Origin of the sequence: Thermoclostridium caenicola (genome assembly GCF_900142095.1) — a bacterium.
Classification (GTDB): Bacteria; Bacillota; Clostridia; order DSM-8532; family DSM-8532; genus Thermoclostridium_A; species Thermoclostridium_A caenicola.
In genome coordinates, this window is record NZ_FQZP01000011.1 from 15305 (window position 1) to 42285 (window position 26981).

At 53.1% G+C, this 26981-nt stretch carries 25 protein-coding genes, 1 tRNA gene, 1 pseudogene and 1 riboswitch; of the genes and pseudogenes, 7 read left to right on the forward strand and 20 right to left on the reverse strand.

Going from position 1 to position 26981, the window contains the following annotated elements:
* Nucleotides 1-17: 17 nt before the first annotated feature.
* From fliW to F3H12_RS04850, 10 genes are all read right to left on the reverse strand, one after another.
* Entirely contained in the window at nt 18-443 is a 426-nt protein-coding gene (fliW, locus tag F3H12_RS04805; RefSeq protein ID WP_149678229.1) for a flagellar assembly protein FliW, read from the reverse strand.
* 38 nt (nt 444-481) lie between these two features.
* Nucleotides 482-1411, reverse strand: coding sequence for a flagellar hook-associated protein FlgL (gene flgL / locus F3H12_RS04810; RefSeq protein WP_149678230.1), 930 nt, complete (start codon nt 1409-1411; stop codon nt 482-484).
* A gap of 46 nt (nt 1412-1457) precedes the next feature.
* Nucleotides 1458-3107 carry a flagellar hook-associated protein FlgK gene (flgK, locus tag F3H12_RS04815; protein ID WP_149678231.1) on the reverse strand — a complete coding sequence of 550 codons (1650 nt, stop codon included), beginning with the start codon at nt 3105-3107 and terminating at the stop codon, nt 1458-1460.
* A 42-nt stretch (nt 3108-3149) separates the two neighbouring features.
* Nucleotides 3150-5201: a flagellar hook-associated protein FlgK gene (gene flgK, locus F3H12_RS04820; protein WP_149678232.1), complete on the reverse strand. Its 2052-nt coding sequence runs from the start codon at nt 5199-5201 to the stop codon at nt 3150-3152.
* 13 nt (nt 5202-5214) lie between these two features.
* On the reverse strand, nt 5215-5718 hold the full coding sequence (locus F3H12_RS04825; protein ID WP_149678233.1) for a flagellar protein FlgN: 504 nt from the start codon (nt 5716-5718) through the stop codon (nt 5215-5217).
* A 116-nt stretch (nt 5719-5834) separates the two neighbouring features.
* Nucleotides 5835-6119: a flagellar biosynthesis anti-sigma factor FlgM gene (flgM, locus tag F3H12_RS04830; protein WP_149678234.1), complete on the reverse strand. Its 285-nt coding sequence runs from the start codon at nt 6117-6119 to the stop codon at nt 5835-5837.
* Nucleotides 6120-6254: 135 nt separating this feature from the next.
* Entirely contained in the window at nt 6255-6695 is a 441-nt protein-coding gene (locus F3H12_RS04835) for a TIGR03826 family flagellar region protein (RefSeq protein ID WP_149678235.1), read from the reverse strand.
* 118 nt (nt 6696-6813) lie between these two features.
* A complete protein-coding gene (locus F3H12_RS04840) occupies nt 6814-7503 on the reverse strand; it encodes a ComF family protein (protein ID WP_149678236.1) in 690 nt (229 codons plus the stop codon).
* Nucleotides 7481-9703, reverse strand: a complete 2223-nt coding sequence (gene recD2, locus F3H12_RS04845; RefSeq protein WP_243133197.1) for an SF1B family DNA helicase RecD2 — start codon at nt 9701-9703, stop codon at nt 7481-7483. The genes F3H12_RS04840 and recD2 overlap by 23 nt, the downstream gene beginning before the upstream one ends.
* Nucleotides 9704-9717: 14 nt before the next feature.
* Entirely contained in the window at nt 9718-10074 is a 357-nt protein-coding gene (locus F3H12_RS04850; RefSeq protein ID WP_149678237.1) for a hypothetical protein, read from the reverse strand.
* Between the two features lie 119 nt (nt 10075-10193).
* On the opposite strand from F3H12_RS04850, the gene F3H12_RS04855 reads away from it, so the two are divergent.
* Both F3H12_RS04855 and F3H12_RS04860 read left to right on the forward strand, forming a co-directional pair.
* Nucleotides 10194-11249 (forward strand): HD-GYP domain-containing protein, encoded by a 1056-nt coding sequence (locus F3H12_RS04855; RefSeq protein ID WP_149678238.1) that lies wholly within the window; start codon nt 10194-10196, stop codon nt 11247-11249.
* Nucleotides 11250-11360: 111 nt separating this feature from the next.
* Nucleotides 11361-11981: pseudogene (locus F3H12_RS04860) on the forward strand (fucose isomerase); the annotation flags it as partial.
* An 82-nt stretch (nt 11982-12063) separates the two neighbouring features.
* On the opposite strand, the gene metK reads toward F3H12_RS04860, so the two are convergent.
* On the reverse strand, nt 12064-13257 hold the full coding sequence (gene metK / locus F3H12_RS04865) for a methionine adenosyltransferase (RefSeq protein WP_149678240.1): 1194 nt from the start codon (nt 13255-13257) through the stop codon (nt 12064-12066).
* Nucleotides 13258-13364: 107 nt separating this feature from the next.
* Nucleotides 13365-13471, reverse strand: a riboswitch (SAM riboswitch).
* A 238-nt stretch (nt 13472-13709) separates the two neighbouring features.
* On the opposite strand from metK, the gene F3H12_RS04870 reads away from it, so the two are divergent.
* Nucleotides 13710-14105, forward strand: coding sequence for a nucleoside triphosphate pyrophosphohydrolase family protein (locus tag F3H12_RS04870; RefSeq protein WP_149678267.1), 396 nt, complete (start codon nt 13710-13712; stop codon nt 14103-14105).
* A 123-nt stretch (nt 14106-14228) separates the two neighbouring features.
* Here the strand turns inward: F3H12_RS04870 and disA are convergent, their stop codons facing one another.
* From disA to F3H12_RS04895, 5 genes are all read right to left on the reverse strand, one after another.
* Complete coding sequence (gene disA / locus F3H12_RS04875; RefSeq protein ID WP_149678241.1) at nt 14229-15296, reverse strand: DNA integrity scanning diadenylate cyclase DisA; 1068 nt, start codon at nt 15294-15296, stop codon at nt 14229-14231.
* 32 nt (nt 15297-15328) lie between these two features.
* Nucleotides 15329-16687 carry a DNA repair protein RadA gene (gene radA, locus F3H12_RS04880; RefSeq protein ID WP_149678242.1) on the reverse strand — a complete coding sequence of 453 codons (1359 nt, stop codon included), beginning with the start codon at nt 16685-16687 and terminating at the stop codon, nt 15329-15331.
* Nucleotides 16688-16805: 118 nt separating this feature from the next.
* Nucleotides 16806-17507 (reverse strand): serine O-acetyltransferase, encoded by a 702-nt coding sequence (cysE, locus tag F3H12_RS04885; protein WP_149678268.1) that lies wholly within the window; start codon nt 17505-17507, stop codon nt 16806-16808.
* Nucleotides 17508-17799: 292 nt separating this feature from the next.
* Nucleotides 17800-18642 carry a type II pantothenate kinase gene (gene coaW, locus F3H12_RS04890; RefSeq protein WP_149678243.1) on the reverse strand — a complete coding sequence of 281 codons (843 nt, stop codon included), beginning with the start codon at nt 18640-18642 and terminating at the stop codon, nt 17800-17802.
* Between the two features lie 27 nt (nt 18643-18669).
* Entirely contained in the window at nt 18670-19275 is a 606-nt protein-coding gene (locus F3H12_RS04895; RefSeq protein ID WP_149678244.1) for an ECF transporter S component, read from the reverse strand.
* Between the two features lie 317 nt (nt 19276-19592).
* On the opposite strand from F3H12_RS04895, the gene F3H12_RS04900 reads away from it, so the two are divergent.
* Nucleotides 19593-20477, forward strand: a complete 885-nt coding sequence (locus F3H12_RS04900) for a diacylglycerol/lipid kinase family protein (protein ID WP_149678245.1) — start codon at nt 19593-19595, stop codon at nt 20475-20477.
* 12 nt (nt 20478-20489) lie between these two features.
* On the opposite strand, the gene F3H12_RS04905 is transcribed toward F3H12_RS04900, so the two are convergent.
* The 3 genes from F3H12_RS04905 to F3H12_RS04915 all read right to left on the reverse strand — a co-directional run bounded on the left by F3H12_RS04905 (nt 20490) and on the right by F3H12_RS04915 (nt 23824).
* On the reverse strand, nt 20490-22667 hold the full coding sequence (locus F3H12_RS04905; RefSeq protein WP_149678246.1) for a glycoside hydrolase family 3 C-terminal domain-containing protein: 2178 nt from the start codon (nt 22665-22667) through the stop codon (nt 20490-20492).
* 81 nt (nt 22668-22748) lie between these two features.
* Nucleotides 22749-23525, reverse strand: a complete 777-nt coding sequence (gene cysQ / locus F3H12_RS04910; protein WP_149678247.1) for a 3'(2'),5'-bisphosphate nucleotidase CysQ — start codon at nt 23523-23525, stop codon at nt 22749-22751.
* Between the two features lie 38 nt (nt 23526-23563).
* Nucleotides 23564-23824, reverse strand: a complete 261-nt coding sequence (locus tag F3H12_RS04915) for a putative Se/S carrier protein (protein ID WP_149678248.1) — start codon at nt 23822-23824, stop codon at nt 23564-23566.
* Nucleotides 23825-23955: 131 nt separating this feature from the next.
* On the opposite strand from F3H12_RS04915, the gene F3H12_RS04920 reads away from it, so the two are divergent.
* From F3H12_RS04920 to rbr, 3 genes are all read left to right on the forward strand, one after another.
* Nucleotides 23956-24032: transfer RNA gene (locus tag F3H12_RS04920), tRNA-Arg, on the forward strand.
* Nucleotides 24033-24183: 151 nt separating this feature from the next.
* A complete protein-coding gene (locus F3H12_RS04925) occupies nt 24184-24642 on the forward strand; it encodes an Abi family protein (RefSeq protein WP_149678249.1) in 459 nt (152 codons plus the stop codon).
* A 97-nt stretch (nt 24643-24739) separates the two neighbouring features.
* Nucleotides 24740-25279 carry a rubrerythrin gene (gene rbr / locus F3H12_RS04930; RefSeq protein WP_188118387.1) on the forward strand — a complete coding sequence of 180 codons (540 nt, stop codon included), beginning with the start codon at nt 24740-24742 and terminating at the stop codon, nt 25277-25279.
* A 116-nt stretch (nt 25280-25395) separates the two neighbouring features.
* On the opposite strand, the gene F3H12_RS04935 is transcribed toward rbr, so the two are convergent.
* Nucleotides 25396-26910 carry a D-alanyl-D-alanine carboxypeptidase family protein gene (locus F3H12_RS04935; RefSeq protein ID WP_149678251.1) on the reverse strand — a complete coding sequence of 505 codons (1515 nt, stop codon included), beginning with the start codon at nt 26908-26910 and terminating at the stop codon, nt 25396-25398.
* Nucleotides 26911-26981 lie beyond the last annotated feature (71 nt).

Sequence of the window (26981 nt, forward strand, 5' to 3'; positions counted from 1 at the left end):
CGGCGGCTTCGTTACTGTCATCGGTTGAGGTAGTACCGGATGGGCAGGGATTCGTCCTGCTGAAGCACCTGCTTGCCCAGTTTCTTTTCCACATTGATGATGAGCGGCGCCTTCAGGTTCACCCTTATGTCCCTGGGATCTTCAGGAATGACCACAACGACCAGAGTCAATACCGTATCGGGGCTGGTGATGCCTAAAAACTCAACATCCGCATCCTCCAGCTTTACCTCATACCCATTATATATAACAAAGGGATCGGTGACAACAAAGCATATTTCAGGCCTTTCAAGGCTCTGGAGCCAGAAGAAGTTCACAAACCCTTCTCCCATGCTCAGCAGGGTAAACCTGCGAAGCTCCTCAAAGCCCGGTATGCCCTCGGGAAAGGTGATCACATCTTCCTCATGAATCTCGATGGCTCCAAAAGGCTCCGTATTGATTTGCATAGCAGCACCTCCAATATGTCCCGATGGCATGATGCGCATCATTTCAGGTAATCAACCAGTGACGGCTGAATTACCCTGGCCGTGGTCGAGAGTGAAGCCTGATACACGTTTTGCTCGTTAAACAGGTTCATGATGGCCTCCGCCATATCCACGTCCTCATTGAGGCTCATGAGCTTGGTGAAATTCACATAGTCGTCGTCCAGGCGGTTGCTGGTCAGCTCGACGCGGTTCATCCTGGCACCGAGACCGGCCCGGACGCGGAGCAGGTTCTCTATTTCCAGATCCAGTTCCCCCAACAGGTTTGAAATCTTTTCATGCTGATTTTCACCAGGATCTAGCTCCTCGCCGTTTATTGCCTTCTTAATGTTAACCAATGTACTGATTAATAAGCAATCGCCATCCTCGGCAGCATCATTTGCCCGGTTGAACAGATCGCTTCCCGGCACGTTCACGTTGATTCTATCGCCTATGCCGATCTCGAACTGGATAAATTCATCTTTCGCAACATCAACATTAAATGTTCCATCACTCTTCAGCAGAGGTTTGTCGGTTTTAAAGCCGGAGAAGATGTAGCGCCCGGCGTAAGAAGTATTGGCCAGCTGAATGACCTGCGTGATAAGTTCCTGGGCCTCTGCGCCTATCTTTTGCAAATCATCAGGCGTATTGGTTCCGTTGGCGGCCTGCACGGTTATCTCCCTGAAACGCTGGAGAACGTCATTGATCTGGTTCATGGTGGCCTCGGTGATCGCCATCCAGGAAAGGGCATCATCCATATTCCTGCTGTACTGCTGTATCTCGGCCACGTCAGTCCTGAGCTTCAGCGCCCTGGAGGCCACGATGGGATCATCAGAGGGCATGCTGATCTTCTTTCCCGTGGCCAGCTGATTCTGGTATTTCATCGTCCTGTTCAGGTTGCTGGACAAATGCGTCATGATATTGTTAATGAGCATGTTATTGGTGATTCTCATAACCCTACCTCCCGGAATACCGTTCTTTGAGCGATTGCATGGCGCTCTATACGCCCAGCCGGTTGATCAGGATGTCCAGAACTTCCGAATAAGCCTGGATCATCTTGGCAGCCGCCCCATAGACCTGCTGGTACTTGACCAGGTTAACCATTTCCTCGTTCAGGGAAACACCGGATATGGATTGCCTTCTGCCCTCAATCTGCTTTACTACGCCCTCCTGGATGCCCAGGTAGATGGAAGCCTGCTGTCCGTCCACGCCCATGGTGGATATGAGGGTTTTGATGAAGTCCTCGCCGGTACCTTCCATGAACATATGGGTATTGTGCCGCATCTCAATGAGCTTGAGCAAATTGTTATTGTTCCCGATCTCTCCGGCTTGATCTGAGGCCGCAATATTCTCCACCGGATCAGAGTCAATCTCAAAACTGATGGAGAAGTTCCTGGCGGTGAGGATCCCGTATCCGGCGACCAGCTTATCAAAATTCGACGCAGTAACCCCTTTGGCCTCCGCATACTTATATACCTCTGATTCAAATTGATCGCTGCTCATGGGCTTGCCTTCATCATCCAGCATGGTGAAGAAGCGACCGGCCGGAGCTCCGGACAGGGTATACCCGTCCACATGGCCATCTGCATCATTCAGAACGCCATCACCGTCAATGTCTATTATCCCTTCATTGAATGCGCGGGCAAAGACCTGGACAAACTCGTTCATCTTGCGCTGGTAGTAGGGGATGCCCATGCAGCTCGGGCTGTTGCCGCTGCCGTTCAGCGCAGGCAACCCGTCGTTGCCATCCCTCATGTCCAGGTAGCCCTTAAGCTCGCCGGACTTGATTTTGAGCTTGTTGCCGTCCTCCCAGACAACCTCATAGAGGTTGTCAATATCCTCAAAATTCAGTTTTTCTTCACGGGTAACGCACTTGAGATGGACAACGCTTCCATGATCCACCAGGGCCTTGCCGCTGATTGCCACGACAAAACGTTTCTCCGGCATGCCGTTGGGCAGCGTATAACCGGTTTCCACCTCATAGGCGTCACAGTTAACCAGTTGAGCCAGCTTGTCCACAAGATAGGTGCGCTGATCCCTGAGATCATTGGCCGTGTAGCCCATGACCTCAAAATTGTAGATCTGCATATTCAGCTTCTGGATCTGATCGGCCAGGGTATTGATCTCCTCCACCTTGGCGTAGACCATGTTGTTCAGATCCTCCTGGAGGTGGTCAAAATGGGCGGCCACGCTGTTGAAGTATTTGGCCACCGCAATACCCTTCTCCTTCACCGCATTCCGGATGCTGTGGCTTGAAGGATCGGTGGACAACTGCTGCAGCGCATCATAGAAATCGCTGATGATCTTGGAGAAGCCGCTGTCCGACGGCTCGTTGTATATGGCCTGCAAATCAAGCAGGATGGTGTGCTTCACATACCACTCGCCAAAATGCTGGATTTCGCCCCAGTATTTCTCGTCCAGGTAGGTATCCCGGATCCGGTCCACCGAGACCACGTCGGAACCCATGCCCACCATACCGACCCTTCCGGCCATCAGCATGGGGCGGGCCGCCTTCTGGTTGACGACCTGCCTGGAATATCCCGGCGTATTGGTATTATCCACGTTATGGCTTACGGTAGCCATACCCCTCTGTGATGAATAGAGTCCCCTCAGGGCGATTTCCATTCCCAGAAACGCGGAATTGCTCATAAGCGCATTCTCCTCCCTTTAACGGAGCGTTTCAGCGATCAATCATCTGCCGGCCAGACCCAGGCGATAGATGAGGGTTTCCAGCATGCTGTCGATCACGTTTATGATTTTCGAATTGGCGTTATAGGCATACTTGAACTTGATCATATTGGTCATCTCCTCATCCAGGGAGACACCCATAATGGACTGCCTGAGCTGATCAGCCTGCTGAACCAGCTTCTTTTGGCTTTCCAGCATGTTGGCAGCCTCCTGACCCTTATTGCCCACATCCATGATGATGTTCTGGTAATAGGTATCCAGGCTCAGCACCTTGCCATTGCCCGTCATCAGGTTGGCATTTCTCAGCCCTGCAATCCTGAGGGCCAGGGTGTTGTCGCCGTTGGCATCGATGGCAGAGGCCACAATATTGTTAAAGTCATTCAGGCTGCCTGCAACCATCAGATTGCCCATTTCTATGGGCAATTCATCGTTCACCGGCTCAAAGAACAGGCCGCCGTCAGCACCATTCAGGGTTTTTCCCGACTGATGGATGTAATTGATCTCGCGGGCCATAATGTTGATAAGGGCGTTCAGCTGCTTCTTCACCGAGGAGATAATGTTCAGATCCTCGGGTATGGTGGAAATCTTCATGTTGACGTCATCATTGATGCCCTTGCTGATGGCTCTCATCAAGTCCACATAGCCGGTGCTTGTAATGTCATAAAGGCGTCCGGTAAGGGCATCCCAGCCACTTTCACCGGTATCGTCGGAACCGCTATAGTTATCCGTTTTGGTAGCTACCGACAGGGTAAAGCCATGGGCATTGAGCTTTTCCTGATAGGTCTTGATATCATCGCTGCTTGCCGTCGAACCATCCCCGTTCAGGCTGTCGCCGGTAAACATCAGAAGATACCTGTTGACCTCCGGATTCAGCGTGGAGATTGCCTCTCCGGCCTTGTCGATAACATCCCCGAAATCATAGGTATATTCAACAGTCACAGGAACGCTGGATGTAATCTTGTTGATAAGAGCGTCCACATCTCTGCCGAAATTCACGCTTTCGAATTCAGTGGCGCCATCTACACCGATGACCATGAGCCGGAGATTATAGTCCAATCCCCGTTTTCTGAGATCCTCGGCCAATTCCCGAATATTATTCTGAAGCTTGGTACGGTAGTCGTCCGTAGTATTGTTCGCTATGTCCACGACAATGGTAACATCCGCCGTGGTGTTGGGCGTGCCGTTGTCATAGCTTCCCTTGGCGCCGCTGACCTGCCCCCTGGCTTCCAGCAGGCCCTGAATCAGCCCCTGCCCCAGATGGATCTCCACATCAAAGCCCTCCACCATGGGGGTATAGAACTGGGAAAGATCATCGCTGGGCTGAGCGTAAATCCTTGTCTGTTTTCCCTTGCTGACAAGGTAATAACCTCCCACCATGATATCCATATTGCCTTCAGGGCCAAGATAAGTCTCTGCTTTTACAAGGGTGGAAAGCCTGTCCACCAGGGCATTTCTTTCATCATAGTAGTCGTTGGGCGTATTTCCCGCCGCTTCGGCGCTCATGATCTTGATGTTGAGATCGGCAATTTTTTGTGTGATCTCATTCACTTCATCGATTCGAAGCTTTATCTCATTGTTCAGATCCTTCTGCAGCTTGTTGAGCTGGGCGCCGATATGGTTGATGCAATCGACCAGAGCATCGGCCCTTTGCTTGAGCAGGGCACGGATGGTCAGGCTCTCAGGAGCTTTGGAAAGTTCCTGCCAGCCATCCCAAAACCGGTTCAGCGCGCTCTGAAGCCCTTCGGCCATAGGTTCAGCCAGAATGGCCTGCAGATCGTTGAGGGCCGTGCTTCTGGCTTCCCAATACCCCTGGGCATTGGTTTCAACCCTATAGATATTATCCAGGAACAGGTGCCGGATCTGGCGGATCTGCTGGATGCTCACGCCCATTTCCACTTTCCAGTTGCCGTAAACGTGCGGAAGGGCAGTCGCCATGATAACCCCCTGGCGGGCAAAGCCTGCGGTTCCCAGGTTGGAAACATTGTGACCGGTTACCTCAAGGGCCCTCTGGTTCGCTGATAAGCCTGATACGGCATAATTTAATCCAGGAATCACCCTGCGTCACCTCCTAATACCGGATATCCAGCATGCTTCTTTTCCCGCCGGTCGATATTTCCGTACCGGACTTGCCGTAAACCGATGCTTCGGGTGCCGGACCCGCCATCAGTTCCAGGTTAAAATTGATATATTCCAGCGCATTTTCTATGAGCTTCTGGTTGATGCCGTTCCGGAGCATCAGCTGCATCACGGTTTCCTTCAGCCTGGCCCTGATATCGGCAAGCTGCGCCGCCTGCGGCTCGGACAGAAGCTTTTCAGCCTCCTCCAGGGAAGCATTGGCAGCGAGCCCGAGAGCCTCGTTGAGCTTTGCGGCATATTGCTCGCGCACTCTGGCCAGTTGTTTGCTTTGCTCTGCCAGTTTGCCTTCTTCCTCTGTGAGAGCCGACAACTGGGCAGTGTCATGCCTGACCAGGACATCGGTTTTTTTCTCGGCCAGTTTCAGAAGCTCTTGATAGATGCGCCATTCATACTGAAGCGCTTTCATCAGGTTTTCGGTCAGCTTGACATCCGGCATCGACTGTCACTCCAATTTGCCTAAAGTACACCTTCAAACTGTTTATCGGCAAAAAAAAAGAATGGGATAACGCAAAGCTCCACATTCCTTTCCTTCCTTTTGATGCGGGGTTTCTGTCAGAACCCCCTCATCATGAGTTCCGTTATCTTGGCGGCGACATCCTTGGCTGATACAGCATATTCGCCCCTGTTGATCCTTTCCAGTATCGCGTCAACCTTATCCTTCCGGATATCCGGAACATCCCTCAGGGCTTTCATGGCAACGGAAAAATCCCTGGCAGGACCCGACAGGGTGAGCTGATCCTTTTTGGATGCCACAGCATGGCTTTTTGACAGCTTTTCAGTTGCGCCGGTATTACCATAAATACCGGTAATTTTGGGCACGTCACCCCAAATCTTCATGTTTACCCCTCTTCCTATTCATACCGCATTTGCTAAATCCAGCAGACTAATCTTTTGTAGAAGGGAAACGGGATCAGGCTCCCGCCTTATTCTATATCGTCACGGTCATATTTTAACTTAACCACATTTTAAAAATTACCGGTTTCTGTCGCGCCGATACTCGTCAAGATACCGCAGACCGCGCGATTCCTCGTCGTCAGCTCCGCCCCTTTTCCGTTCGATGGCATCCCTGAGGGTTTTCCCGGTAGCGATCATTTCGTTGGCCAGTTTTCTTGAGCAATTGATGCAGAACCTGCCGCTGGTTATCCTGACGCCGCAGTTTTCGCAAAGGAGCGCAATGGGGCTGTCCTCCGACACCTCAAGACGCCCCTCCCTGAGGAATTTGTAAATCAGTTGGGCGCTGACTTCGGTTGCCGCGGAAACCTCCTGTATGGTGGCACCGGGATATTCGCGCAGGAATTTGCGCACCTTCTCAAAATCCTCTTCTTCCTGCTTCTTGCAGACCTCGCAGATCTGCGGTCCCATGGCATACATAAAGATTCTCTTGCATCTTTTGCAGTTTCTCAACTCAGGCATCGATCCCCACCCCTTTTATTCATAAAAAATCATAACGCCCAACCATGCCCATCCGGTTTCCCAGGCCTGGGACTTCTTCATCGGATTAAACAGATTCTACTATTTATTAATTATATCGTCATTTTCCCGCAATGGCTATAACGGCTGCAAAAATCCATGAGGCACCGGCCTCGCGCAGGGCCCTGGCGCAGGCGCCAAGGGTGGCTCCCGTGGTGGCCACATCATCCACCAGAAGGATGCTGCGCCCGGCCACAACCGTAGGGTCGGCGACACGAAACGCGTCCTCCAGGTTCGTCAGCCGCTCTTCCCTGGTCGACAGGCTTTGGGGCTTGGTATGCCTGGTCTTAATTAGCGCGTGTTCCACAGGGATATCCAGCATTTCTCCCAGGGCCTGCCCAATTATCCCGGACTGGTTGTAGCCCCGGCTGAGCTGTTTTCGTCGGTGCATGGGCACCGGAACAATGAGATCACAATCGGGCGTCATGGGATGCCTGCCCATTTCCTCCCACATCAGAAAAGCGAGCGTATGCGCCGTTCTGGGCCTGCCAAAAAACTTCATGGCATGGATGGCCTGCTCCACCATGTCCTCATACACGAAGGCGGCAAACAGGCCGTTGACCCACGGGATATGGGGAGCCCGCTCAAACCCTCTGCCATACCTGGGCAGCGTGGCATGGCAGACCTTGCAGGTACTGATTTTTGCGGTTTCCGGGAGTATGGTCCCGCAAAAAACGCATTTTTCCGGATAGAGCAGCCTTAAGAGCCGCTCCCAAAAACCCGGCCCGTCAAGCAAACCGGTTCTGGGCACACAATCTCTCCTTTAACCCGGAATAACGTTCCCTTTCATTGCTGTTTTCGACCATCCGCCGAAGCACTTCAGGGTCCCCCACGATCACCACCAGCTTTTTTGCCCTGGTGATGGCGGTATACAGAAGGTTTCGGTAAACCAGCACGGGAGGAACCTTCAGCAACGGTATTACCACGGCAGGGAACTCACTGCCCTGGCTCTTGTGGACAGTCACTGCATAGGCATGCTCCAGGTTGTCCAGTTCGTCAAAGGTATACTCACAGATCCGCTGATCGTCATATTTGACGGTGAGGATCCGGTTTTGCATATCCACATCGGCAATAACGCCGGTATCGCCGTTATAGACGCCCAATCCGTCGCTCAGGTTGCCCTGCCGGTCCAGTTGCATCCACACCTTGTTGTAGTCGTTCCTGATCTGCATGACCCGGTCCCCGACGCGGTAGATCACGCCGCCCGCCTGCTTTTCCGGCTTGTTTTCGTGGGGCGGGTTGAGCCGCTGCTGCAGCATGGCGTTGAGATGATGAACGCCGGTATCCCCCTTACGCATGGGTGTAAGCACCTGGATATCTCTCATAAAATCAAAGCCGAACCTTTCAGGGATATGGGAAACGCAAAGCTCAACGACGGTTTTGACCGCCTCCTGGGCATTCAGCCTGGGGATGAAGTAAAAATCGCCCTCATCCGTGCTGAAAATGGGCTCCAGGCCCCGGTTGATCCGGTGGGCATTGACGATGATCATGCTTTCCTCGGACTGCCTGAAGATCCTGTCCAGTTTGACAACCGGTATCTCCCCGCTCTCGATGATATCGGACAAAACCTTTCCCGGCCCCACCGACGGCAGCTGATCCGCATCCCCCACCAGTATCAGCCTGGTGCCAGGTTTCAGGGCTTTCAGCAGCGAACTCATGATCACGATATCGATCATGGAAGCCTCGTCCATGATGATGGCATCGGCATCCAGGGGATTCTCTTCATTACGCGAGAAGCAGACCTGATCGTCCTGTCCGATCTCATACGCCACTTCCAGGAGGCGATGCACGGTTTTCGCTTCATATCCGGAAGTTTCGCTTATCCTTTTTGCGGCACGCCCTGTGGGAGCACAGAGCAGAACATTGATCCCGTGTTCCTGAAAGATCTCGATGAGAACCTTGATAATAGTGGTCTTTCCGGTCCCCGGTCCACCCGTTATGACAGTGACGCCGTTCTCAAGGGCAATCATTACTGCCGCCTTCTGGTTCTCATCCAGGATGATGCGGTGCCTGTTCTCGTAATCCGCCAGCCATCCCCGGATATCCCTGACCGGACTGTCCCCGATGCTGCACCGCAGGGCGATGAGTCTTCTGGCGCAATATCTTTCGGCCTCAAACAGATAATGGGTGTAAACCCTGTCGGGATGCTGCCTTTCCACATGGATGGCCGACTCCAGCAATAGTCCGTCAAATGCGTTTTGCATCAGGGATTCGGGCGCACCGGTCAGTTTTTGGGCTTCCCTTAACAGCTCTTCCCTGGGACAATAGGTATGCCCGTTGAGGGCGGAAAGGCCCAGCAGATACCACAGGGCGCTTTTCAGGCGGAATTCGGAGCAGGGATCAATCCCCAGGCCCAGGGCAATGCTGTCGCATGTCTTAAAGCCCAGCCCGATATCGGAATCCATGAGGCGATAGGGATTTTTCTGAATCTCCGTTTCGGCGGAAGCACCAAACTTCTTCCATATTTTCGTCGCGTACAGGGAGGAAAGCCCGAATCTCTGGGCCAGCATGACCACGCCGCGCATGGCCTCATGTTCCGCGAAGGCTTGTCCAAAGGCCAGAGCCTTTTCCGGCTTTATGCCCTTGATCTCGGTCAGCCGCAGGGGATCGTTCTGCAAAACCTCGAAGGTTTCCTCCCCGAACCTCTCCACGATTTTTTTCGCGGTGGAAGGCCCAAGCCCCTTGATAAAGCCGCTGGCCAGATAGCGCTCCATTTCCTCCAGTTCGGTGGGAACCTGCCTTTTGCATTGGGAAACGGCAAACTGCGGACCATAGTCCGGATGCCGGGTCCATTCGCCTGTTGCGACCACAGACTCGCCGGGCATGAGCATGGGCATGGTTCCAACCAGGATATGGACCCGTTTTCCGTCCCTGATCTCACATACTGTATAACCGTTGTTTTCGTTTGTATAGATTATGGACCTGACGATGCCCGAAACCTGTTCCATCATCCACCCGTCTTGGCTTAACCATCGGTATATAAGTTGCTACCAGTAATGATACAACACCTGTCGATCCGGGGCAACACTTCAATGGGATACATGGCCTGCATGTCCCTGATGATACGGTTGATTTGCGCATTATTTCCGCTTGTGGACACATAGAGCTTGCGATCGGTCATGAGCTTATCGGGCATTTCCTCTGAAAAGGCCGTCCGGATAACACCCTCCAGATTTTCCGCGGCATCTTCAGGTATGTCGAGGATGATTCTATAGCCGGCATCCTTGTTCTCATCGGGCTGTACCTTTAAATATTCCATGATGGCGACGAATAACCCGTAGAACGCAAAGACAGAGAGCAGGACAATTGACAGGATCTCCATACGGCCTCCAAAATCCGACATTCTATGACACAATTTATTGTTATTGATAATTTCTTTTATATCATATGCTTGGTGGTAAATATATGTTATGCAACAGATCCTTGCGCCGGAGGAGTTGTATGCAGAAAATATCGATTTCTCGCTTAAAACCGGGGATGAAACTTGCCAAAGACGTGATCGCAAACGACGGCCGCATTCTGCTGCTTAAGGGGTTTATCATAAAGCCCCGTTACATCCAGCGGCTTAAGGCCTATAAGGTAAGTCATGTCTATGTGGAAGACGAACTGGTTCCTGTCAGGCAAATCGATGAGGAACTGATCTATGAGGATGTTTTCTGCAATATCAAGTCGGTCATGGAGCATGCCCGGCTTGAAAAGCCTTTGGATCTCCAGGCGCTCAGGGAAACCGTTTACGAACTGGTGCGGCAGATTCTGAACGATGATACCGTTTTCATGGCCCTTACCGGCATCCGGGACATCGACAACTATACCTTCCTCCATTCGGTGGATGTCTGCATCTATTCGGTTATCACGGCAAAAGCACTGCATATGCCCCTCGATGAAATCAGGGAGCTGGCCTTTGCCGCCATTCTCCACGATATCGGAAAATGCAGGATACCCCTGGAGATACTGAACAAACCCGGAAAACTGACGGATGAAGAATACTTCATCATCAAGAACCACACCATCTACGGCATGGAGATCACCAAAAACACACCGAATCTTTCGGCCAGGATACCCAAGGTGATCTGCCAGCACCATGAAAAGTGGGACGGCACAGGTTATCCCGTCGGCCTTAAGAGCTTTGACATCGATCGCATGGCGCGGATCATCAGCATCGCCGATGTTTACGATGCCCTCACGGCCAACCGGGTCTACCGCAAGCGGCGCATGCCCCACGAGGCTGCGGAGTACCTGATGGCCCAGACCGGGCAACACTTTGATCCCTACATCCTGCAAACCTTTATCAACAACATCGCCATTTATCCGGAGAACCTCATCGTGATGCTCAACACCGGCGAGATTGCCCGGGTGCTTTCCTCAAGAAGGGGTCTATTGTCCATGCGGCCCGTTGTTTCGGTTATCACCAGGAAGGACGGACCACCCATCCTCAACCCCTATGTGCTGGATCTCCAGCAAAATCCCACGGTCTTCATCGTGGATATCATCAGCTGAAATCCCGATGCTCTCCGGGACATTTAACCGCACGCTTTATTCCTCAGCCGAACAGGCTGAATTTTCTATGTCTTTCGCCGGCGGAAAAGAGGTACCGCGGACTGTAATGATAAGGATTTCCCGGTGGCCTGCGAGGTGGACATCTATGGCGCGCTCAGCGAATACATAGGCGCATGCGTGACAGGGGATGCGGTTACCCTGCTGGACATCAACAACACGGTGCCCGAGGACCTGTACAGGGAAAACATTGCCGGCAAATACCCCTATAAGCTGTCCGACACCTTCATGGGCTTCCATTGCGGCAACACGCCGCTCTGCAAGCTGGGCAAGGGGTGCGCCATCAAGTACCAGCTCATCCAGCACCGGCTGCTTGAAAAGGGTGAGCCCGATTTTACCAGGGGCACCCTGGAGGGTGACATTGCGCCCGGCAATATCACGTTCTTCAGGCTGCAGAGCGCGGCCGACACCAGCCTGCACGCCTATATCGCCCAGGGCGAGGTTCTGCCTGTGCCTACCAAATCCTTCGGCGGCATCGGTATCTTCGCCATCCCGGAAATGGCCAGGTTCTACCGGCACGTCCTCATCGAAAAAAGATACCCCCATCATGGCGCCGTGGCCTTTGATCATTGCGGCAAGGCGCTCTTTGCCCTCTTCAGGTACCTGGGCGTGGAGGACATCTCCTTCAACCAGCCCAGTGGCATGCTCTACAAATCGGAAAACCCGTTTGCATAAGCCTTTATGGAAACAGCAAGGGAGAAACCGGAACGGTCTCTCCCTTTTTTCATCCCGCTGTTCAGCCGGCAGCCGCACAGCCTTAAAGGCCTGCTTCCTGCCTCAGTATGCCTGCCTTGTCGGTCTTCTCCCAGGTGAAATCCTCGTCTTCCCTTCCGAAATGACCGTAGGCAGCCGTCTTTTTGAAGATGGGGCGCCTTAAGTCCAGCATCCTGATGATGCCGGCAGGTGTCAGGTCGAAATGCTTCCTGATGAGTTCGACGATCCTTTCGTCGGGAATACGGCCTGTGCCAAAGGTATCCACATGGATGGAAACCGGATGAGCCACGCCGATGGCATAGGCGAGCTGGACTTCACAGCGGTCTGCAATGCCGGCCGCAACAAGGTTTTTGGCCACATACCTGGCTGCATAGGTGGCCGAACGGTCCACCTTGGTGGGGTCCTTGCCGGAGAAGGCACCTCCCCCGTGCCGGCCCATGCCGCCGTAGGTATCCGCTATGATCTTCCTGCCCGTAAGACCGGAGTCACCCTGAGGGCCACCTACGACAAAGCGGCCGGTGGGATTGATGAAATACCGGGTCCTTTCGTCCAGCATGTGTGCAGGAATGACCGGGCGGATCACATGCTCGAGGATATCCCTTTCGATTTGATCGTGCTCAACTTCCGGCCCATGCTGGGCAGAAACGACAACCGCATCCACCCTGACCGGCTTGCCGTCCACGTATTCCACCGTCACCTGGCTTTTGCCGTCAGGCCGAAGGTACGGCAGCGTCCCGTTCCTGCGGACCAGAGCCAGTTGCTGCGTGAGCTTATGGGCAAGCAGGATGGGCATGGGCATGAGTTCAGGGGTTTCATTGCAGGCAAAGCCGAACATCATCCCCTGGTCACCCGCACCGATGGCCTCGCCGCTTTCGCCCTCATCGGCCTGGGTTCTCGCTTCAAGGGCTTTGTTGACACCCATGGCGATATCAGGCGACTGCTCGTCGATAGAGGTGATCACGGCACACGTATCACAGTCAAAACCATATTTAGCCCGATCATAACCGATCTCCCGGATGGTTTCCCGGACGATACGGGGAATATCCACATAACAGCTGGTGGTAATCTCACCCATGACCAGCACCAAGCCTGTGGTAACTGCGGTTTCACAGGCCACGCGCGCATAGGGATCCTGAGCGATGATGGCATCCAGGACCGCATCGGAGATCTTGTCGCATATCTTGTCGGGATGCCCCTCTGTCACCGACTCGGAGGTAAAAAGTGTTCTTATCGGCATATCAAGCCCTCCTTTCAAGTTGCGGAGCCGGGGGAAAGTCTCACGGCGCCAGCGCGGTCATGGCTTACCATAAAAAAATCTCTTCCAATGAAGAGACTTCCCAAAGCTCCTCATCTTCCAGAATGCTGCCATTCTGCGGGAATTAGCACCATTGCCGTTAAGGCCGGTTGCCGGGTTTCATTGGGCCCGATCCCTCCACCACTCTTGATAAGGCACAATATTGATTTTAGGTGAATGATACCATATGAAAATTTCGACGTCAAGTGCGTTGACAAACACTTTTTGCAATAAATATAATTGACTTGCATGGTATTAAATACAAAAAACGGGAGTGCCGCGCCGCCGGGCCCACATCCCGGAGGCAGGCAGAAAGCTCGGCCGATACTGAACCGTTTCTGTGCCGAGGCGCAGGGACCATTTCATGAAGCAGGAGGGATCACGGATTGAAAAACATAAAAGATACCGCATTGGACAGCTTCCAATACACCGTTTCGGAACTGTTGATCCGTAATAAAAGCATATTGGACGGCATGACAAAGCTTGAGGATTCCAATGCCAGGATCAACAGGACCATCTCCAAGGCCGTCACCCAGTGCGGGTGTATCAGGGTCAACGCCAAAAAACAGGAATATCCCGAGGACATGGAATTCGAAAATATCAACGGGTTATTGGATTCCCATGTGGAAGGGCGCCTTTGCGAATCATGCCGCGACCTCCTCGAAAAGGATATCGGCAGGCATCTTTTCTACCTGACTTCCATATGCAATACGCTGGATCTGAACCTTTACGATATCATCATCAAGGAGCTGGACAGACTTCAGCTTCTTGGCAAATACAGCCTGAGATAGCCCTTGCCCCCGAATACCTGGAAATCATCACAAATGGGAGGACTTGCCATGTCCTCCCATTTACTTTATGGCAACCGTATGATGCCTGTAACCCTTCGGTCGTTCAGCCCGGCCCGGATGCATTCATTCCGGATCCGGATCCAGGCACAGCCTTTCCTTGAACCGCTTAATTCCCTGGTTGATGCTGCGCGCCCTCTGACCCCCGATGCCGTCCACCAGGTCCAGCTGATCCACCGTGGCCGCAATGATGCCCTTCAGGTTGGAGAAGGCACAGATGATATTCCCCTGGACATTCTTGGGAAGGCGGGCGATCTTGCTCAGTGCCCTGAAGCCCCTCGGGGATACCAGGCTGTCCATGGGCACCTCGGCAGGATCATAGCCCAAAAGGCAAAAAATCACTTCATGCCTGGCCAGGTCATCCTCACTGAGCCGATGCAGCTTCTCAATCATCTCCACGGGCTGAAGGCCACAGCATTCCGCCATGTAGTCCTCCAGGATCAGAAGTTCTTCATCCTCGATATTGGTCAGCAGTTCCTCCAGCTGGATGCTGATCAGGCGGCCTTCCACCCCCAGCTCGCAGATGCAGGTCCTGATCTCATCGGCGATGCGCATGGCGATCTCGCAACAGATGATCACATTGATCACATCGGTATAGCGGCACATGTCGCTGAACTCCAGGTTGGTCAGCTTGTCCAGCTCCTGCATCAGGACCTTTCTGTTCTTGTCCAGGGTCTGGAGCGCGTTGCTGGCATAGGTCATGATCTCGGACGGGCTTCGCAACACCACTTTCAGTTCCCCCTTGTAGAGGGAGATGGTGCTCCGCCTTTCGGAGATGCAGATGACCAGTTCCCCGGTTTGCCTGGCCGTCCTTTCGGCAGCCCGGTGCCTTGTTCCCGTTTCAGAGGTCTGGATTAATGGATCCGGAATCAGCATGGTATTGGCCATCACAATCCTGCTGGCATCCTTGTTCAGCACGATGGCGCCGTCCATCTTCGAGAGTTCATAGAGATAGGCCGGCTTGAACTCACAGTCGATTCGGAATCCGCCGTCGATAAGGCAGGTGAGTTTTTCCGGATCGGTCACCACGATCAGGGCCCCGTTCCCTGCCCGGATGATGCTGTCCAATCCTTCCCGCAGCAGGGTGCCCGGTGCCGTCATCTTGATCATGGAGAGGGCTTCATGATCCAGCATATGAACTCCTCCCGGCAGCGATATTCACCAGTTTAAAAGAGGATTTGCAGCAGTTCATCTATGGTGTTGACAGGTAGTATCTCCATGCCATGGCTGTCGCGAAGCGATTTGGCGCTCCCGGCAGGCATGACGCACCGCCTGAAGCCCAGACGGGCGCATTCCGACAGGCGCTTTTCACTGTGACCCACAGCCCGGACTTCCCCGGTCAGGCCCACTTCCCCGAACAAAACGGTGTCATGGCTCACAGGCTTACCCTTGAAGCTGGAGGCAATGGCCGCAACAACCCCCAGGTCGGCTGCCGGCTCTTCTATCTTGAGCCCGCCTGCCACGTTCATGTAGGCATCAAAGCTGTGCAGCTGCATGCCGGCCTTCTTCTCCAGGACCGCCATCAGCATGGCAAACCTGTTGTAATCCATTCCGGTGGCCATTCGTCTCGGCATACCGAAGCTGGTAGGACAAACCAGCGCCTGCACTTCCACCAGCACAGACCGGGTCCCTTCCACAAGCCCGACCACCACGGATCCGGGCTGGTTTTCAGACCGTCCTTCCAGCATGATGGAGGACGGGTTCAAGACATCGGTCAGGCCTCTTTCTCCCATTTCAAACAGGCCGATCTCATTGGTGGACCCGAAACGGTTTTTCACAGCCCGCAGGATCCGATAATCCTGGTGGCGCTCCCCTTCAAAGTAGAGGACCGTGTCCACCATATGTTCCAGAACCCTGGGCCCTGCAATAGCCCCTTCCTTTGTGACATGGCCCACGATGAAAACCGTGATACCCAGTTTTTTGGCAACCCGCAGAAGGCCCCCGGTCACTTCCCGGACCTGGCTCACGCTGCCGGGGGCAGAGTTCAGCTTCTCGCTGTACATGGTCTGTATGGAGTCAATGACCGCAAGTTCGGGCTGATCCCGCTCCAATACGGCCTCGATTTTTTCAAAGGAGGTTTCGGAAAGCATGTAGAGGCTGCCGCCGGTCAGGCCGATGCGATCGGCCCGCAGCTTTATCTGTCTGACGGATTCTTCACCGGAAACGTAGAGAACCCGCTTCTCGGAGGCTATTCTTGAACACACCTGGAGGATCAGGGTGGACTTGCCGATCCCCGGATCCCCGCCCACCAGGATCAGGGACGCCGGGACAATTCCTCCGCCAAGGACCCGATCCAGTTCAGCGCTTCCGGTGCCAAGCCGCAACCCTTCGGCGGCATCCACATCGGACAGGGCCACTGCCGGGGGCAGATCCTTCCATGCGCGCTTGCTGCCCGAAGCCTGTTCCGGTTCGGCCGTTTCCTCCAGCAAGGTGTTCCATTTCAGGCAGGATGGGCATTTGCCCAGCCAGCCGCTGCTCTCATATCCGCATTCGCTGCATACATACTTTGTGCGTAGCTTTGACATTTCCGCCTCCATATGGTAGCACTAACTTTTATTTATCACAAAAAGGGGAGTTTAAAACTCCCCTTTCATTCTCATATATCAGCGCCCTGTAGCGCATCCGGTCGCCCTATGATGTGGGCTATGCATCGCTGTCGTTGTCGCAGTCGGAGTGTTTATCCGAATGTTTTCTGATTTCATTGAGCATATTCTCATATTCCCTGAGTTCTTTCTTCAAACGCTCGATTTCACTGCGGAGCCTGCAGAACTCCTGGGAAACGGGATCGGGCAGGTGGATCTGATCCAGCTCAAAGGACTGCCGGATTTTTTCTCCATCGCGCCTTACGGCACGTCCAGGTACGCCCACCACAGTGGTGTTGGGTTCCACCTCGCTGGTCACAACGGCGTTGGCGCCGATCTTGGCATTGTCGCCCACGGTGAAGGGCCCCAGGATCTTGGCCCCTGCGCCTATAAGCACATTATTCCCTATTGTGGGATGCCTCTTTCCCTTGTCTTTTCCTGTTCCGCCCAGGGTAACGCCGTGGTAAATGGTGCAGTAGTCCCCGATTTCGGCCGTTTCGCCGATTACGACGCCCATCCCGTGATCAATGAACAGGCACTTGCCGATCTTGGCCCCGGGATGGATTTCTATGCCCGTCTTGTGGCGGGCATGCTGAGATATGGCACGTGCAATGAAGTACATGCCCCTTTTATGAAACCAGTGGGCAATCCTGTACCATCTCACGGCCTTGTAGCCGGGATACTGGAAGATGACCTGCCACGGGCCCCGCGCGGCCGGATCACGTTCGGCTATCGATTTGGCTTCCTCAAACCATCTGAACATATGCTTCACCTTATTCCCCAAAAGAGGATATCCTGCCTCCATGTGTCCATGTAACAGGTCTGACTTGATTAATACCCATTATACTGGATAACCGGGCGCAGAACAAGCAAAACCTCTCCATCACTTGTTTTCCATCCGGATGCAGGAATGCCCGGAAATGACAGGACAACCCGGCCCCTGCTGAAACATCCCTTACAATATGGTATGCTCGGGTGTGACAGTCAGAACCGGGTTGCCTTTACATGCAGGATCCGGAGCCTACCGGAGGATTGGGCATCAGCCCTGCCAAAGCCTAGCCGATCTCCTCGGCCTGGCCATTGTTGGCGCAGATGGCCGCTGCCCCTACAGCCGTGGCAAACTCCGCGTTCTCCGGGATGATAAAATTCACGTTGAACAGGTCCGAAAGCTTGTGGAATACGTCCTTTGCCTGGGGCACATTGGTCAGGTTTCCTGTCAGCACCACGTCCCTGACATGCTCCATCCTGGTGGCAAAAACCGCCAGCATACCGATGGCCTGGAACACCAGGTTGATGATCCCCAAGGCCACATCGGCCTTCGTTGCCAGATCGCTGATCTTCCCGAAATTGGAGGCTGTGGTATCGTGCGAAAGATTGGTCACGCCGTTCCTGGATATGTCGCCTATGGTCAGATCCACATGGTCCAGACTGCCGCCTTCCGCCATTCTGATGATGTCAGCAAAATTACGGATATTCAGCATCCTGTTGGAAAGGCCCAGAAGCGTTCCTCCGCCAATGCCCGTGCCGCCCAGGTGGGTAGCCCGGTCATGCTCGGCCATAACAAAGGCCGTGCCGGTCCCCATGCTGACAACGATGGCTTTCTCCAGGCCGCTTAGGAAAAGCCCGCCCATGCCGATGGCCAGAAACTCGTCAACCTTTGCGGTGGGCACGCCCAAAAGACGTTCGTTGAGGAAGGTTGAGCCCACGCCTGTCACCATGATCTTGTCCACAGCAGCCAGATTCAGACCGTTATCGTTCAGAAACCGTCCAAAAGCGCCGTAAACCGATGCAACGGGATCGGTGGCTTTGACCAGAATCGGACTTAATATCCTGCCATCGGAGTAACCCACGATTTTGGTGGTGGTGCCACCAATGTCAATACCGATGATGATGCCCATTACGAAGGCCTCGCTTTCTTATCCGTTCTATTTTTTGAACCTTTGAAGCGCAAGAACCACAGGCACGCTGATAAGGGATGCCGCCGCTATCTCAACCAGCATATTCAAAAACGCACCACTGAAGATGATGGCAAGAGCGCTCTTTCCCGCTGTGGTCGCACCAACCGCCTCCACATACTGCTGGGCATACAAAACATAGATCATGCCCAATACGCCGACCGTGTTGGTGAGGGTACCTCCCAGCGCAGCCCCGATGATGGATACGGTTTTGTTCTTCACCAGCTTATTTAGCCATGCAAAGACATAATAGGCCGCAAGACCGATAAGGATCCGGGGCACGACGGAAACCAGCGGATTCAGGAAGAAAGGCGCTACCGGCATGCCCGAAAAGATGGTGGCTGCCGTATACAGGCTGGACAAACCGAACATGAGGCCCACAAAAGCGCCTGTCAGCGGCCCGTCAAGCACAGCTGCAATGATAACCGGTATATGCATGGTGGTAATAGAAAATGGCGGAATCGGGATATACCCCAGAGACGGTATGAGTGTCAGAACGATGGTAAGAGCCGAGAAAATGCCGGCAACAGCGATACGCCTCACACTGATGCGAGGCCGGGATTGAATGTTTTCCATTTTTCATCCTCCGTTCTCATTCCCTTGCGGGATATAAGTCGAAATATTTTTGGTTATTGGTTGTATTATGTTCGGTTTTCTGCAGAAATACCGACAGAGCCATAATAACACATATCCGGTTTTTTGATCAAGATTTTTGTATACACGGGCAGATGTGTCTCAAACTGTATTGCGTGCCTCGTCCGTCTTTCATACGACACTTTCAGGACTCATGAAACAGCAACTTGCTGGGCATACCAAAGATTGAAATATCCCATCATTCCATTGTCCGTCAAATTATGATAGAATGGTGCAATCAACTGGACAGGTGATCAAACTTGCTGCACGTTTTCATCGTGAACCCGACTGCGGGAAAGGGCAAATCCCTTTCCATGATCAGCCATATTGAAGAGCGGTTCCGGGATTTCCCCGAGCCTTATCATATTGAAATCACCAGGTACCCCGGGCATGCTACCGCCATTGCCAGAAGCCTTTCTGCCGACGGCGTTCCCATGCGCGTCTACTCGGTGGGCGGGGACGGTACACTCAACGAAATCATCAACGGGCTCTCCGGCGATCATATGGAACTGGGGGTCATTCCCTGCGGTTCGGGGAACGATGCCATCCGGTCCCTCTATGATATCACGGATCCCCTTGTCCTCCTGAAAATCCTGCCGGCAGCCTCATCCACCCTGCTGGATACGGGAAGGATCAACGGCAGGTATTTCATCAATATCGCTTCCATTGGCTTTGATGCGGAAGTGGTGATTTTCAGCAGAAAGTTCAAGCGCATCCCCCTGGTTTCCGGCCCCATGGCTTATGTTCTGGGCGTTCTGGCCGCCGTTATCGGCTTAAAAAAGCACCGTGTCAGGATCGCCGTGGATGGCGCTCCGGAGCGGAGCAATGAGCTTCTGCTTTGTGCGTTTGCAAACGGAAAGTATTACGGGGGCGGCATGAAGCCGGCTCCCGATGCGGATATGACCGACGGCCTGCTGGATATCTGCGAGGTGGAATCTCCGGGCAGGCTGAGGCTTCTGAAGTTCTTCCCCGCCTTCATGAAGGGTGAGCATACCGGCCTGAAGGAAGTGTCCATGCACCGCTGCAAGCGGATTGAGATCACCAGCCGAAGGCCGATGCCCATCAATATCGACGGCGAAACAACAAAAGAAACCCGGGTAACGGTTGAAATCGTCCCCGGGTCGCTTCGCGTCCTTATTCCATGAATCTTATCGGAATCAGAATCTGACAGGTTCGCCCGTAACCTCGAAATCGGCGTGCAGAACAGCCTTTCCGGTCAGCTTCCGGCTCCTGTCATCGGGCTGGCTTCCACCCACGAATACCCTGAATTTTCCGGGTTCAAGGATGATATTCCCCTCGTCGTCCACCATGGCCATCTGCCTGGGCGTCAGCGTAAACTTGACGGTTGTTTCCTCGCCGGCTTTCAGGTAGACGCACCTGATACCGTTGAGCTGCCACCTGGGCACGACAGTGCTGGCTTCCATATCCTTAAGGTACAGCTGTGCCACTTCATACCCGTCGTATTTGCCCGTATTCTTGATCCGCACCGTGCATTCAATGGGCTCACCGGCCTGTATCCTGTCTGCGCTCAGCGACAGATCAGAATATTCGAATGTGGTATAACTGAGTCCATAACCGAAGGGATACAGGGCTTCGCCTTCCATGTAGCGATAGGTCCTGCCCTTCATGCTGTAATCCCTGAAATCGGGAAGCTCTTCGGTGGAACGGTAGAAGGTGACCGGCAGCCTGCCGCTGGGATTGCTCCTGCCGAAAAGAACCGATGCAACGGCATTTCCGCCTTCTTCACCCGGATACCAGGCCTGGAGAATGGCATTGGCCTTCTCATCAGCCAGCCGCAGATCCAGCGCACTTCCCGCGAGGACCACAACGATGACAGGCTTTCCTGTCGCCAATATAGCTTCCAGAAGTTGGACCTGGCACTTGGGCAGGCTCAAATCCGCCTTGTCGCCCGAGAAGTATTCGTTGCCCTGGTCGCCTTCCTCGCCTTCCAGGGTTTCATCAAGCCCGAGGCAAAGGATGGTGACGTCGGCTTTCTCCGCGCAGGAAACTGCTTCGGACAGGCGATCCGGTCCTTCTCCCAGCATCCTTGACAGGCCCTCGTTGTACTGGTCGGCAAGGGGCGAGCCGATGGAATAGAATACCCGTATGTCATCTCCGCAGATATTGCGGATGCCTTCAAGAACGGTCACATATTTGGAAGCGGTGCCGTAATAGTTGCCCATGAGCGCCTTGCGGCTGTCGGCATTGGGTCCGATGACGGCCACCGATTTGATCTTGCCTGCATCAAGGGGCAGAATCCCGTCATTCTTCAGGAGTGTCAGGGATCGGATGGCAACTTCCCGGGCCAGATCCCTGTGCTCCTTGCAGTCGTTGACCTCATAGGGAATCCTGGTATAAGGCACGTTCTCTTCCTTGTCAAACATGCCCAGCTTCATCCGCGTCATCATCAGACGGGTTACCGAGCGATCGATTTCCTCCTCGGTGATGAGCCCTTCCTGCAAAGCGATGAGCAGATTGCCGTACATGCTTCCGCAGTTGAGGTCACACCCGTTCCTGACAGCCAGGGCAGCCGATTCGGGTGCGGTTGCGGTTACTTTATGGTGGAGGTGGAAGTCCTGGATTGCCCAGCAATCCGAGGTAACATGACCTTCAAATCCCCATTCCCCGCGCAGGATATCGACCAGGAGGGTCTTGCTGCCGCAGCAGGGTTCGCCGTTTGTCCTGTTGTATGCGCCCATGACCGACTCGACTTTCGCTTCCTTGACACAGGCCTCAAAAGCGGGCAGGTAAGTTTCGCGAAGATCCTTCTTGGAAGCGATCGCGTTGAAGGAATGGCGTTCGGACTCGGGACCGCTGTGAACGGCAAAATGCTTGGCGCAGGCCGCGACTTTCAGATACTTGGGATGATCGCCCTGAAGTCCTTTGATAAAGGCAACACCCAGCCTTGAAGTGAGATAGGGATCCTCCCCGTAGGTTTCATGACCGCGCCCCCATCTGGGATCCCTGAATATATTGACATTGGGTGACCAGAAGGTAAGCCCCTTGTAGATACCCCTGTCGTCTTTGCGCGCATATTCATGATGTTTGGCGCGGGCTTCGTCGGATATGACTTCTGCCACCCGCTTGATCAGGTCCTCGTCAAATGTCGCCGCCATCCCGATGGCCTGGGGAAATACCGTTGCGGTACCGGCCCTGGCCACGCCATGAAGCGCTTCATTCCACCAATTGTACCGGGGTATGCCCAGTCTTGGAATGGCGGGAGCATTGAAAAGCATCTGAGATACCTTTTCCTCAAGGGTCATCCTGGAAACAAGATCCTTGGCTCTTTCCTCAAAGCTCCTTGATTCATCAAGATAAACAGGACGATCGTTCATTGAAACTTTCCTCCTTGCTGCAGTTGATACTCTCATTGTATATCAATCTATGACATATTGAAAGCACTAATTCATATGACTTTAATAAGTCAGACGATTTTCCATCCTGTTTATCAGGAAAAAGCCCGTGGGATTTTCCGGATTCTCCTTGTTGTAGGTAAACGGACGCCCGTGCATCCCCAGGAAAATGCCTCCGGCTTCCCCGGCAAGGATCTGCATGGCTGCCGTATCCCATTCCATGGTCTTGCCGAAACGGTAATAGGCCTCCACGTCGCCCCGGGCAAACAGGCATGCTTTATAGGCGCTTCCGGCAACGACGATATGCCGGATGTGGTTTTCTTCGATGAGCCTGTCCAACTCCCGGGTACGGTGCGATCGGCTGACCGCCAGCCGGATGTCTCCTACCCGGTCAGACACGCGAAGGGGCTTTTCCTGTTCATCCTCCCGGTGCCAGTAAGCCCCTTGATTTTCGAAGGCATAATAATATTCCCGCAGCATGGGAACATATATCAGGCCGGCAATGGGAACACCATTCCTTGCCAGGGCAATGTTGACCGTAAACTCGCCGTTTCTCTTGACAAATTCCTTGGTACCGTCCAGCGGATCCACGATGAAGCAGTACGTCTGCGAAAGCCGGGACAAATCGTCGGCCGATTCCTCCGCCAGAACCGGAATCTTAGGGTAAGCATCCTTCAGGCCCTGTACGATCAGGTCGTTGGCCAGTTTGTCGGCCATGGTAACCGGTGAATTATCCTCTTTATATTCCACTGTAAAATCCTGCTCATAAACTTCGCGTATCTTTTCACCTGCCGCACCCGCAAGGTCTTTGAACAGGCTGATGATTCTGCTTGCGTCCATGGCATGCTCCTTCCGTATCCTTGTCTGTATTTTCGGTATCATCTCTCGATTTTTATATATTCCCGCTTGCGGTTTTGTTCAACCACTTTGTAGGCCGCCCGCACCGGGCATCCGCAGGCAAGGCTCTCTGCCAGGACCGATTTCAGGTATTCGCAGGGGAAGCTCAGGCAATAGCCGCAACCTGCTTCGGAAATCTTGCAGGGCGTAGCGATAACCTCGAACTCCAGCCCCTTCTTCTCAAAGATCCGGCAGACCCTGTATGCAAAATTTCCGGAATCATAAATGGCAAGGCACTCCATCCACACGCCTCCAATACGCACCAATCATATTATTATGCTATTCGCCATTCACACCGGTTGTCACTTTACCATTGTTTATGCCATTGACATAATCGGCCACCCTGTAGTACAATAATGTCTGCAGTTTACGGGCGCCCATAGCTCAGCAGGATAGAGCGACGGTTTCCTAAACCGCAGGTCGGGGGTTCGAATCCCTTTGGGCGTACCAGAAAATCCGCATTCCGAATAGGTTTGCGGGTTTTATTATATCGCTGCTGTTGACAAATTTAGCATAATAGCATATTATAATATTAACAGTGCTTACCACGCCTCTCAACGATGCGGACCAGGGTAAGCCATTTGTTTTTTCCGGGGGTTTTATGGACAATATACCAAACAATCCATCATTGAAGCCGCCAAAGTCTTTCGAAGAGCAAATTGATTTGATGGTTTCCAGAGGTTTAATTGTTGCAGACAGAGAAAAAGCTATTTCAATACTTAAGCGAATAAACTATTATAGACTATCGGCATATACGCTTACCCTAAAAAACCGCAATAATCAATTTAAAAAAGGAGTAACATTTCAGGAAATATACTTGTTGTATGAGTTTGATCAAAAATTAAGGACACTGCTAATGCCCCTGATGGAAACAGTAGAAATTGCTTTTCGAACCCACATTGCATACTTCCTGGCAATCAAGTACGGCAATGTTGCTCATCTTGATAAAAGCATCTTTCGAAATGAAGAGCAGTTCCGCAAATTTCTTGAAGACTTAAAACATTTGGGTTTCCCCGACAATTGGGAGAGCATACTTCGAAGAAGCACTCCTGTATATTAATCGTTCAAGCAATGTGTCTCCTTATATTCTGCCCCTGATGTTTCATTCCATGATTTGTATGTTACAATAGAATTAAAATACATATGTACAGGAGGTCATTATGAATCTGAAGGGGACAAAGACAGAGGCCAACCTGCTGGCAGCATTTGCAGGCGAGGCTCAGGCAAGAACAAAATACACTTTCTATGCTTCCAAGGCACGCAAGGAAGGCTTAAACCAAATCGCCGACTTTTTTGAGGAAACCGCCAACAACGAAAAGGAGCACGCCAAGATCTGGTTCAAACTGCTCCATGAAGGCATTCCTTCCACAGAGGAAAACCTTCTGGACTGCATCGCCGGCGAGCACTATGAATGGAGCGACATGTATGCCAAGTTCGCCGAAACAGCCAAGGAAGAAGGCTTTGACAAGATCGCCTTCCTTTTCAAGGCCGTAGCCGAGATCGAAAAGCATCATGAAGAGCGCTACCAGAAGCTCCTGGACAACATCAGGGAAGGCAAGGTCTTCAGCCGCGAGAGCAAACAGTACTGGGTATGCGGCAACTGCGGACACGTTCATTACGGTGAAAATGCGCCCGAGGTTTGCCCCGTTTGCGATCATCCGAAGGCCTTCTTCGCGCTGAAGGCAGAGAATTACTAAGCCGCAGGCTTTACACCATAAGCTTCACGGAAAGCAATCAAAAAGGCTGTCCCCATGGCAACTCCGAAAAGCCATTGGGAACGGCCTTTTTTCTGCATGCCGGTTTTATGGAAAATCTATTTGGCAGATACGGGAACGGACGGGATATAGAAGTTCCGGACAGCGCCCCGGATGGGATGGATATGGCCAACCAGGGAAAGGATCGGATTCAGCACTGTATCCCGGTATTGGATGTACCGGTCGAGCATCAGCACCATCTCTTCCCGGCTGATGGTTTCATCATAGCCAAGGATTCCGTCATCGGCCAGGGGAATGATCCCGGTCTTGACAGCCTTCAGCACATCAAGCCTGGAAGAAGCCGGTATGGCTTTAAAGTCTTTGATTCTCAACATAAGGGCAAACTGCTCCAAAAGGTTCCTTCTGGCCGGGATATGCCGGCTCATGACGGTTACGGCATCGCCCCGGGTCATCGTCAGGCTGCCCGTTCCGCTCCAGGTTGCATCCACCACACCCTGTTCAATGGCCGCTGCCAGGTATGTCCGGCCTGATTCAGCGGTACCCGTAGCAGCAACAGGATCCTTGATCCTGCCAAGCACCCGGAGGAATTCTTCCCGGGAAACATCGGCGGCATAATCAAAACATCCGTCTTCATTTCCGGCGACATAGCCGCTTTCATAGAACTTATGGATGACATCGGCCGATTCCCTGTAGCGCAAATCATAGAAGCCTGTTGCCGCCAGGCTCCTGTCCCGGCTGACCAGCGCAAAGCCGTATTCAAACAATTTGTAGGAATCCTCGAACATGGCTCTCCGATTGGGATGCTTCATGAGGACGAGTATCAGTTCAACCCCTTCCCCGTTTCTGGCACAGGCAACAAAAACGTTCTGGGCGGCCTTTGTATAACCGGTCTTGCCTCCCACCACCGAAAAGCTATCCGACTGGTATTGAAGCTGTGTGAGCAGAAGATCGGTGCTCTTTCTGCTGCCCCGGCTCTCCGGATGAAAATTGGTTACGGGCAGGGCATATTCCGTCTCGCCGATGATCTCCCTGAAGCGCGTGTTGCTGGTGGCATAGCGCATGAGTTGCGCCAGTTCCCGCGCCGTCGTCTGATGCTCCGGATGCCCGTCCTCCACATCCAGTCCGACGGGATTTGTGAAATGCGTGTTGGACAGCCCAAGCTCGCGGATCTTTTCATTCATCAGGAGGACAAATGCGCTGATGCTGCCGCTCACGCCTTCTGCCAGCGCATTGGCGGCGTCATTGGCCGAGCTTATCAGGGTCATTCTGAGCAAATCCTTGAACTGAAGCGTTTCTCCCGGCTTCAGGGCCATATTGGAACCATTGATGCCGATACCGTCCACGGCGGCCTGGCTGACCGTGGTGGTCTGTTCATAATAACCTGCTTCCAGGGCAAGAACGGCCGTCAGGATCTTGGTCGTGCTGGCAGGATACTGTTTCCTGTCCGCCTCCTTCTCGCAAATCACCCGGTTGTCAGCCGCGTTGATCAGGATATAGCTCTCGGCCTGAACTTCGGGCAATACAGGCCTTGTGTCATCCGCATAAACCGGAAATGAGGTGACGCATATCAAAAGGTAAAGGGTAAGCATCAGAAGAGTACCTTTTTTCCGCATGACGGGAGACTCCTTTGCAGCATGTTCCGCCGTGCTGAAGCAGCAACGATACGGACAGGACAGCGAACTGG

Excerpts from the sequence above, each read along its gene's own strand:
- cysQ (WP_149678247.1), bottom strand. The coding sequence starts at position 23,525 with ATGGACGCAAGCAGAATCATCAGCCTGTTCAAAGACCTTGCGGGTGCG.
- F3H12_RS04915 (WP_149678248.1), bottom strand. The coding sequence starts at position 23,824 with ATGGAGTGCCTTGCCATTTATGATTCCGGAAATTTTGCATACAGGGTC.
- F3H12_RS04825 (WP_149678233.1), bottom strand. The coding sequence starts at position 5,718 with ATGCCGGATGTCAAGCTGACCGAAAACCTGATGAAAGCGCTTCAGTAT.
- F3H12_RS04905 (WP_149678246.1), bottom strand. The coding sequence starts at position 22,667 with ATGAACGATCGTCCTGTTTATCTTGATGAATCAAGGAGCTTTGAGGAA.
- F3H12_RS04895 (WP_149678244.1), bottom strand. The coding sequence starts at position 19,275 with ATGGAAAACATTCAATCCCGGCCTCGCATCAGTGTGAGGCGTATCGCT.
- flgK (WP_149678231.1), bottom strand. The coding sequence starts at position 3,107 with ATGAGCAATTCCGCGTTTCTGGGAATGGAAATCGCCCTGAGGGGACTC.
- coaW (WP_149678243.1), bottom strand. The coding sequence starts at position 18,642 with ATGGGCATCATCATCGGTATTGACATTGGTGGCACCACCACCAAAATC.
- recD2 (WP_243133197.1), bottom strand. The coding sequence starts at position 9,703 with ATGATGGAACAGGTTTCGGGCATCGTCAGGTCCATAATCTATACAAAC.
- F3H12_RS04835 (WP_149678235.1), bottom strand. The coding sequence starts at position 6,695 with ATGCCTGAGTTGAGAAACTGCAAAAGATGCAAGAGAATCTTTATGTAT.
- disA (WP_149678241.1), bottom strand. The coding sequence starts at position 15,296 with ATGCTGGATCATGAAGCCCTCTCCATGATCAAGATGACGGCACCGGGC.
- F3H12_RS04935 (WP_149678251.1), bottom strand. The coding sequence starts at position 26,910 with ATGCGGAAAAAAGGTACTCTTCTGATGCTTACCCTTTACCTTTTGATA.
- metK (WP_149678240.1), bottom strand. The coding sequence starts at position 13,257 with ATGCCGATAAGAACACTTTTTACCTCCGAGTCGGTGACAGAGGGGCAT.
- flgM (WP_149678234.1), bottom strand. The coding sequence starts at position 6,119 with ATGAAGATTTGGGGTGACGTGCCCAAAATTACCGGTATTTATGGTAAT.
- fliW (WP_149678229.1), bottom strand. The coding sequence starts at position 443 with ATGCAAATCAATACGGAGCCTTTTGGAGCCATCGAGATTCATGAGGAA.
- flgL (WP_149678230.1), bottom strand. The coding sequence starts at position 1,411 with ATGAGAATCACCAATAACATGCTCATTAACAATATCATGACGCATTTG.
- F3H12_RS04850 (WP_149678237.1), bottom strand. The coding sequence starts at position 10,074 with ATGGAGATCCTGTCAATTGTCCTGCTCTCTGTCTTTGCGTTCTACGGG.
- F3H12_RS04925 (WP_149678249.1), top strand. The coding sequence starts at position 24,184 with ATGGACAATATACCAAACAATCCATCATTGAAGCCGCCAAAGTCTTTC.
- cysE (WP_149678268.1), bottom strand. The coding sequence starts at position 17,507 with ATGTTCAGATGGTTTGAGGAAGCCAAATCGATAGCCGAACGTGATCCG.
- F3H12_RS04855 (WP_149678238.1), top strand. The coding sequence starts at position 10,194 with ATGCAGAAAATATCGATTTCTCGCTTAAAACCGGGGATGAAACTTGCC.
- radA (WP_149678242.1), bottom strand. The coding sequence starts at position 16,687 with ATGTCAAAGCTACGCACAAAGTATGTATGCAGCGAATGCGGATATGAG.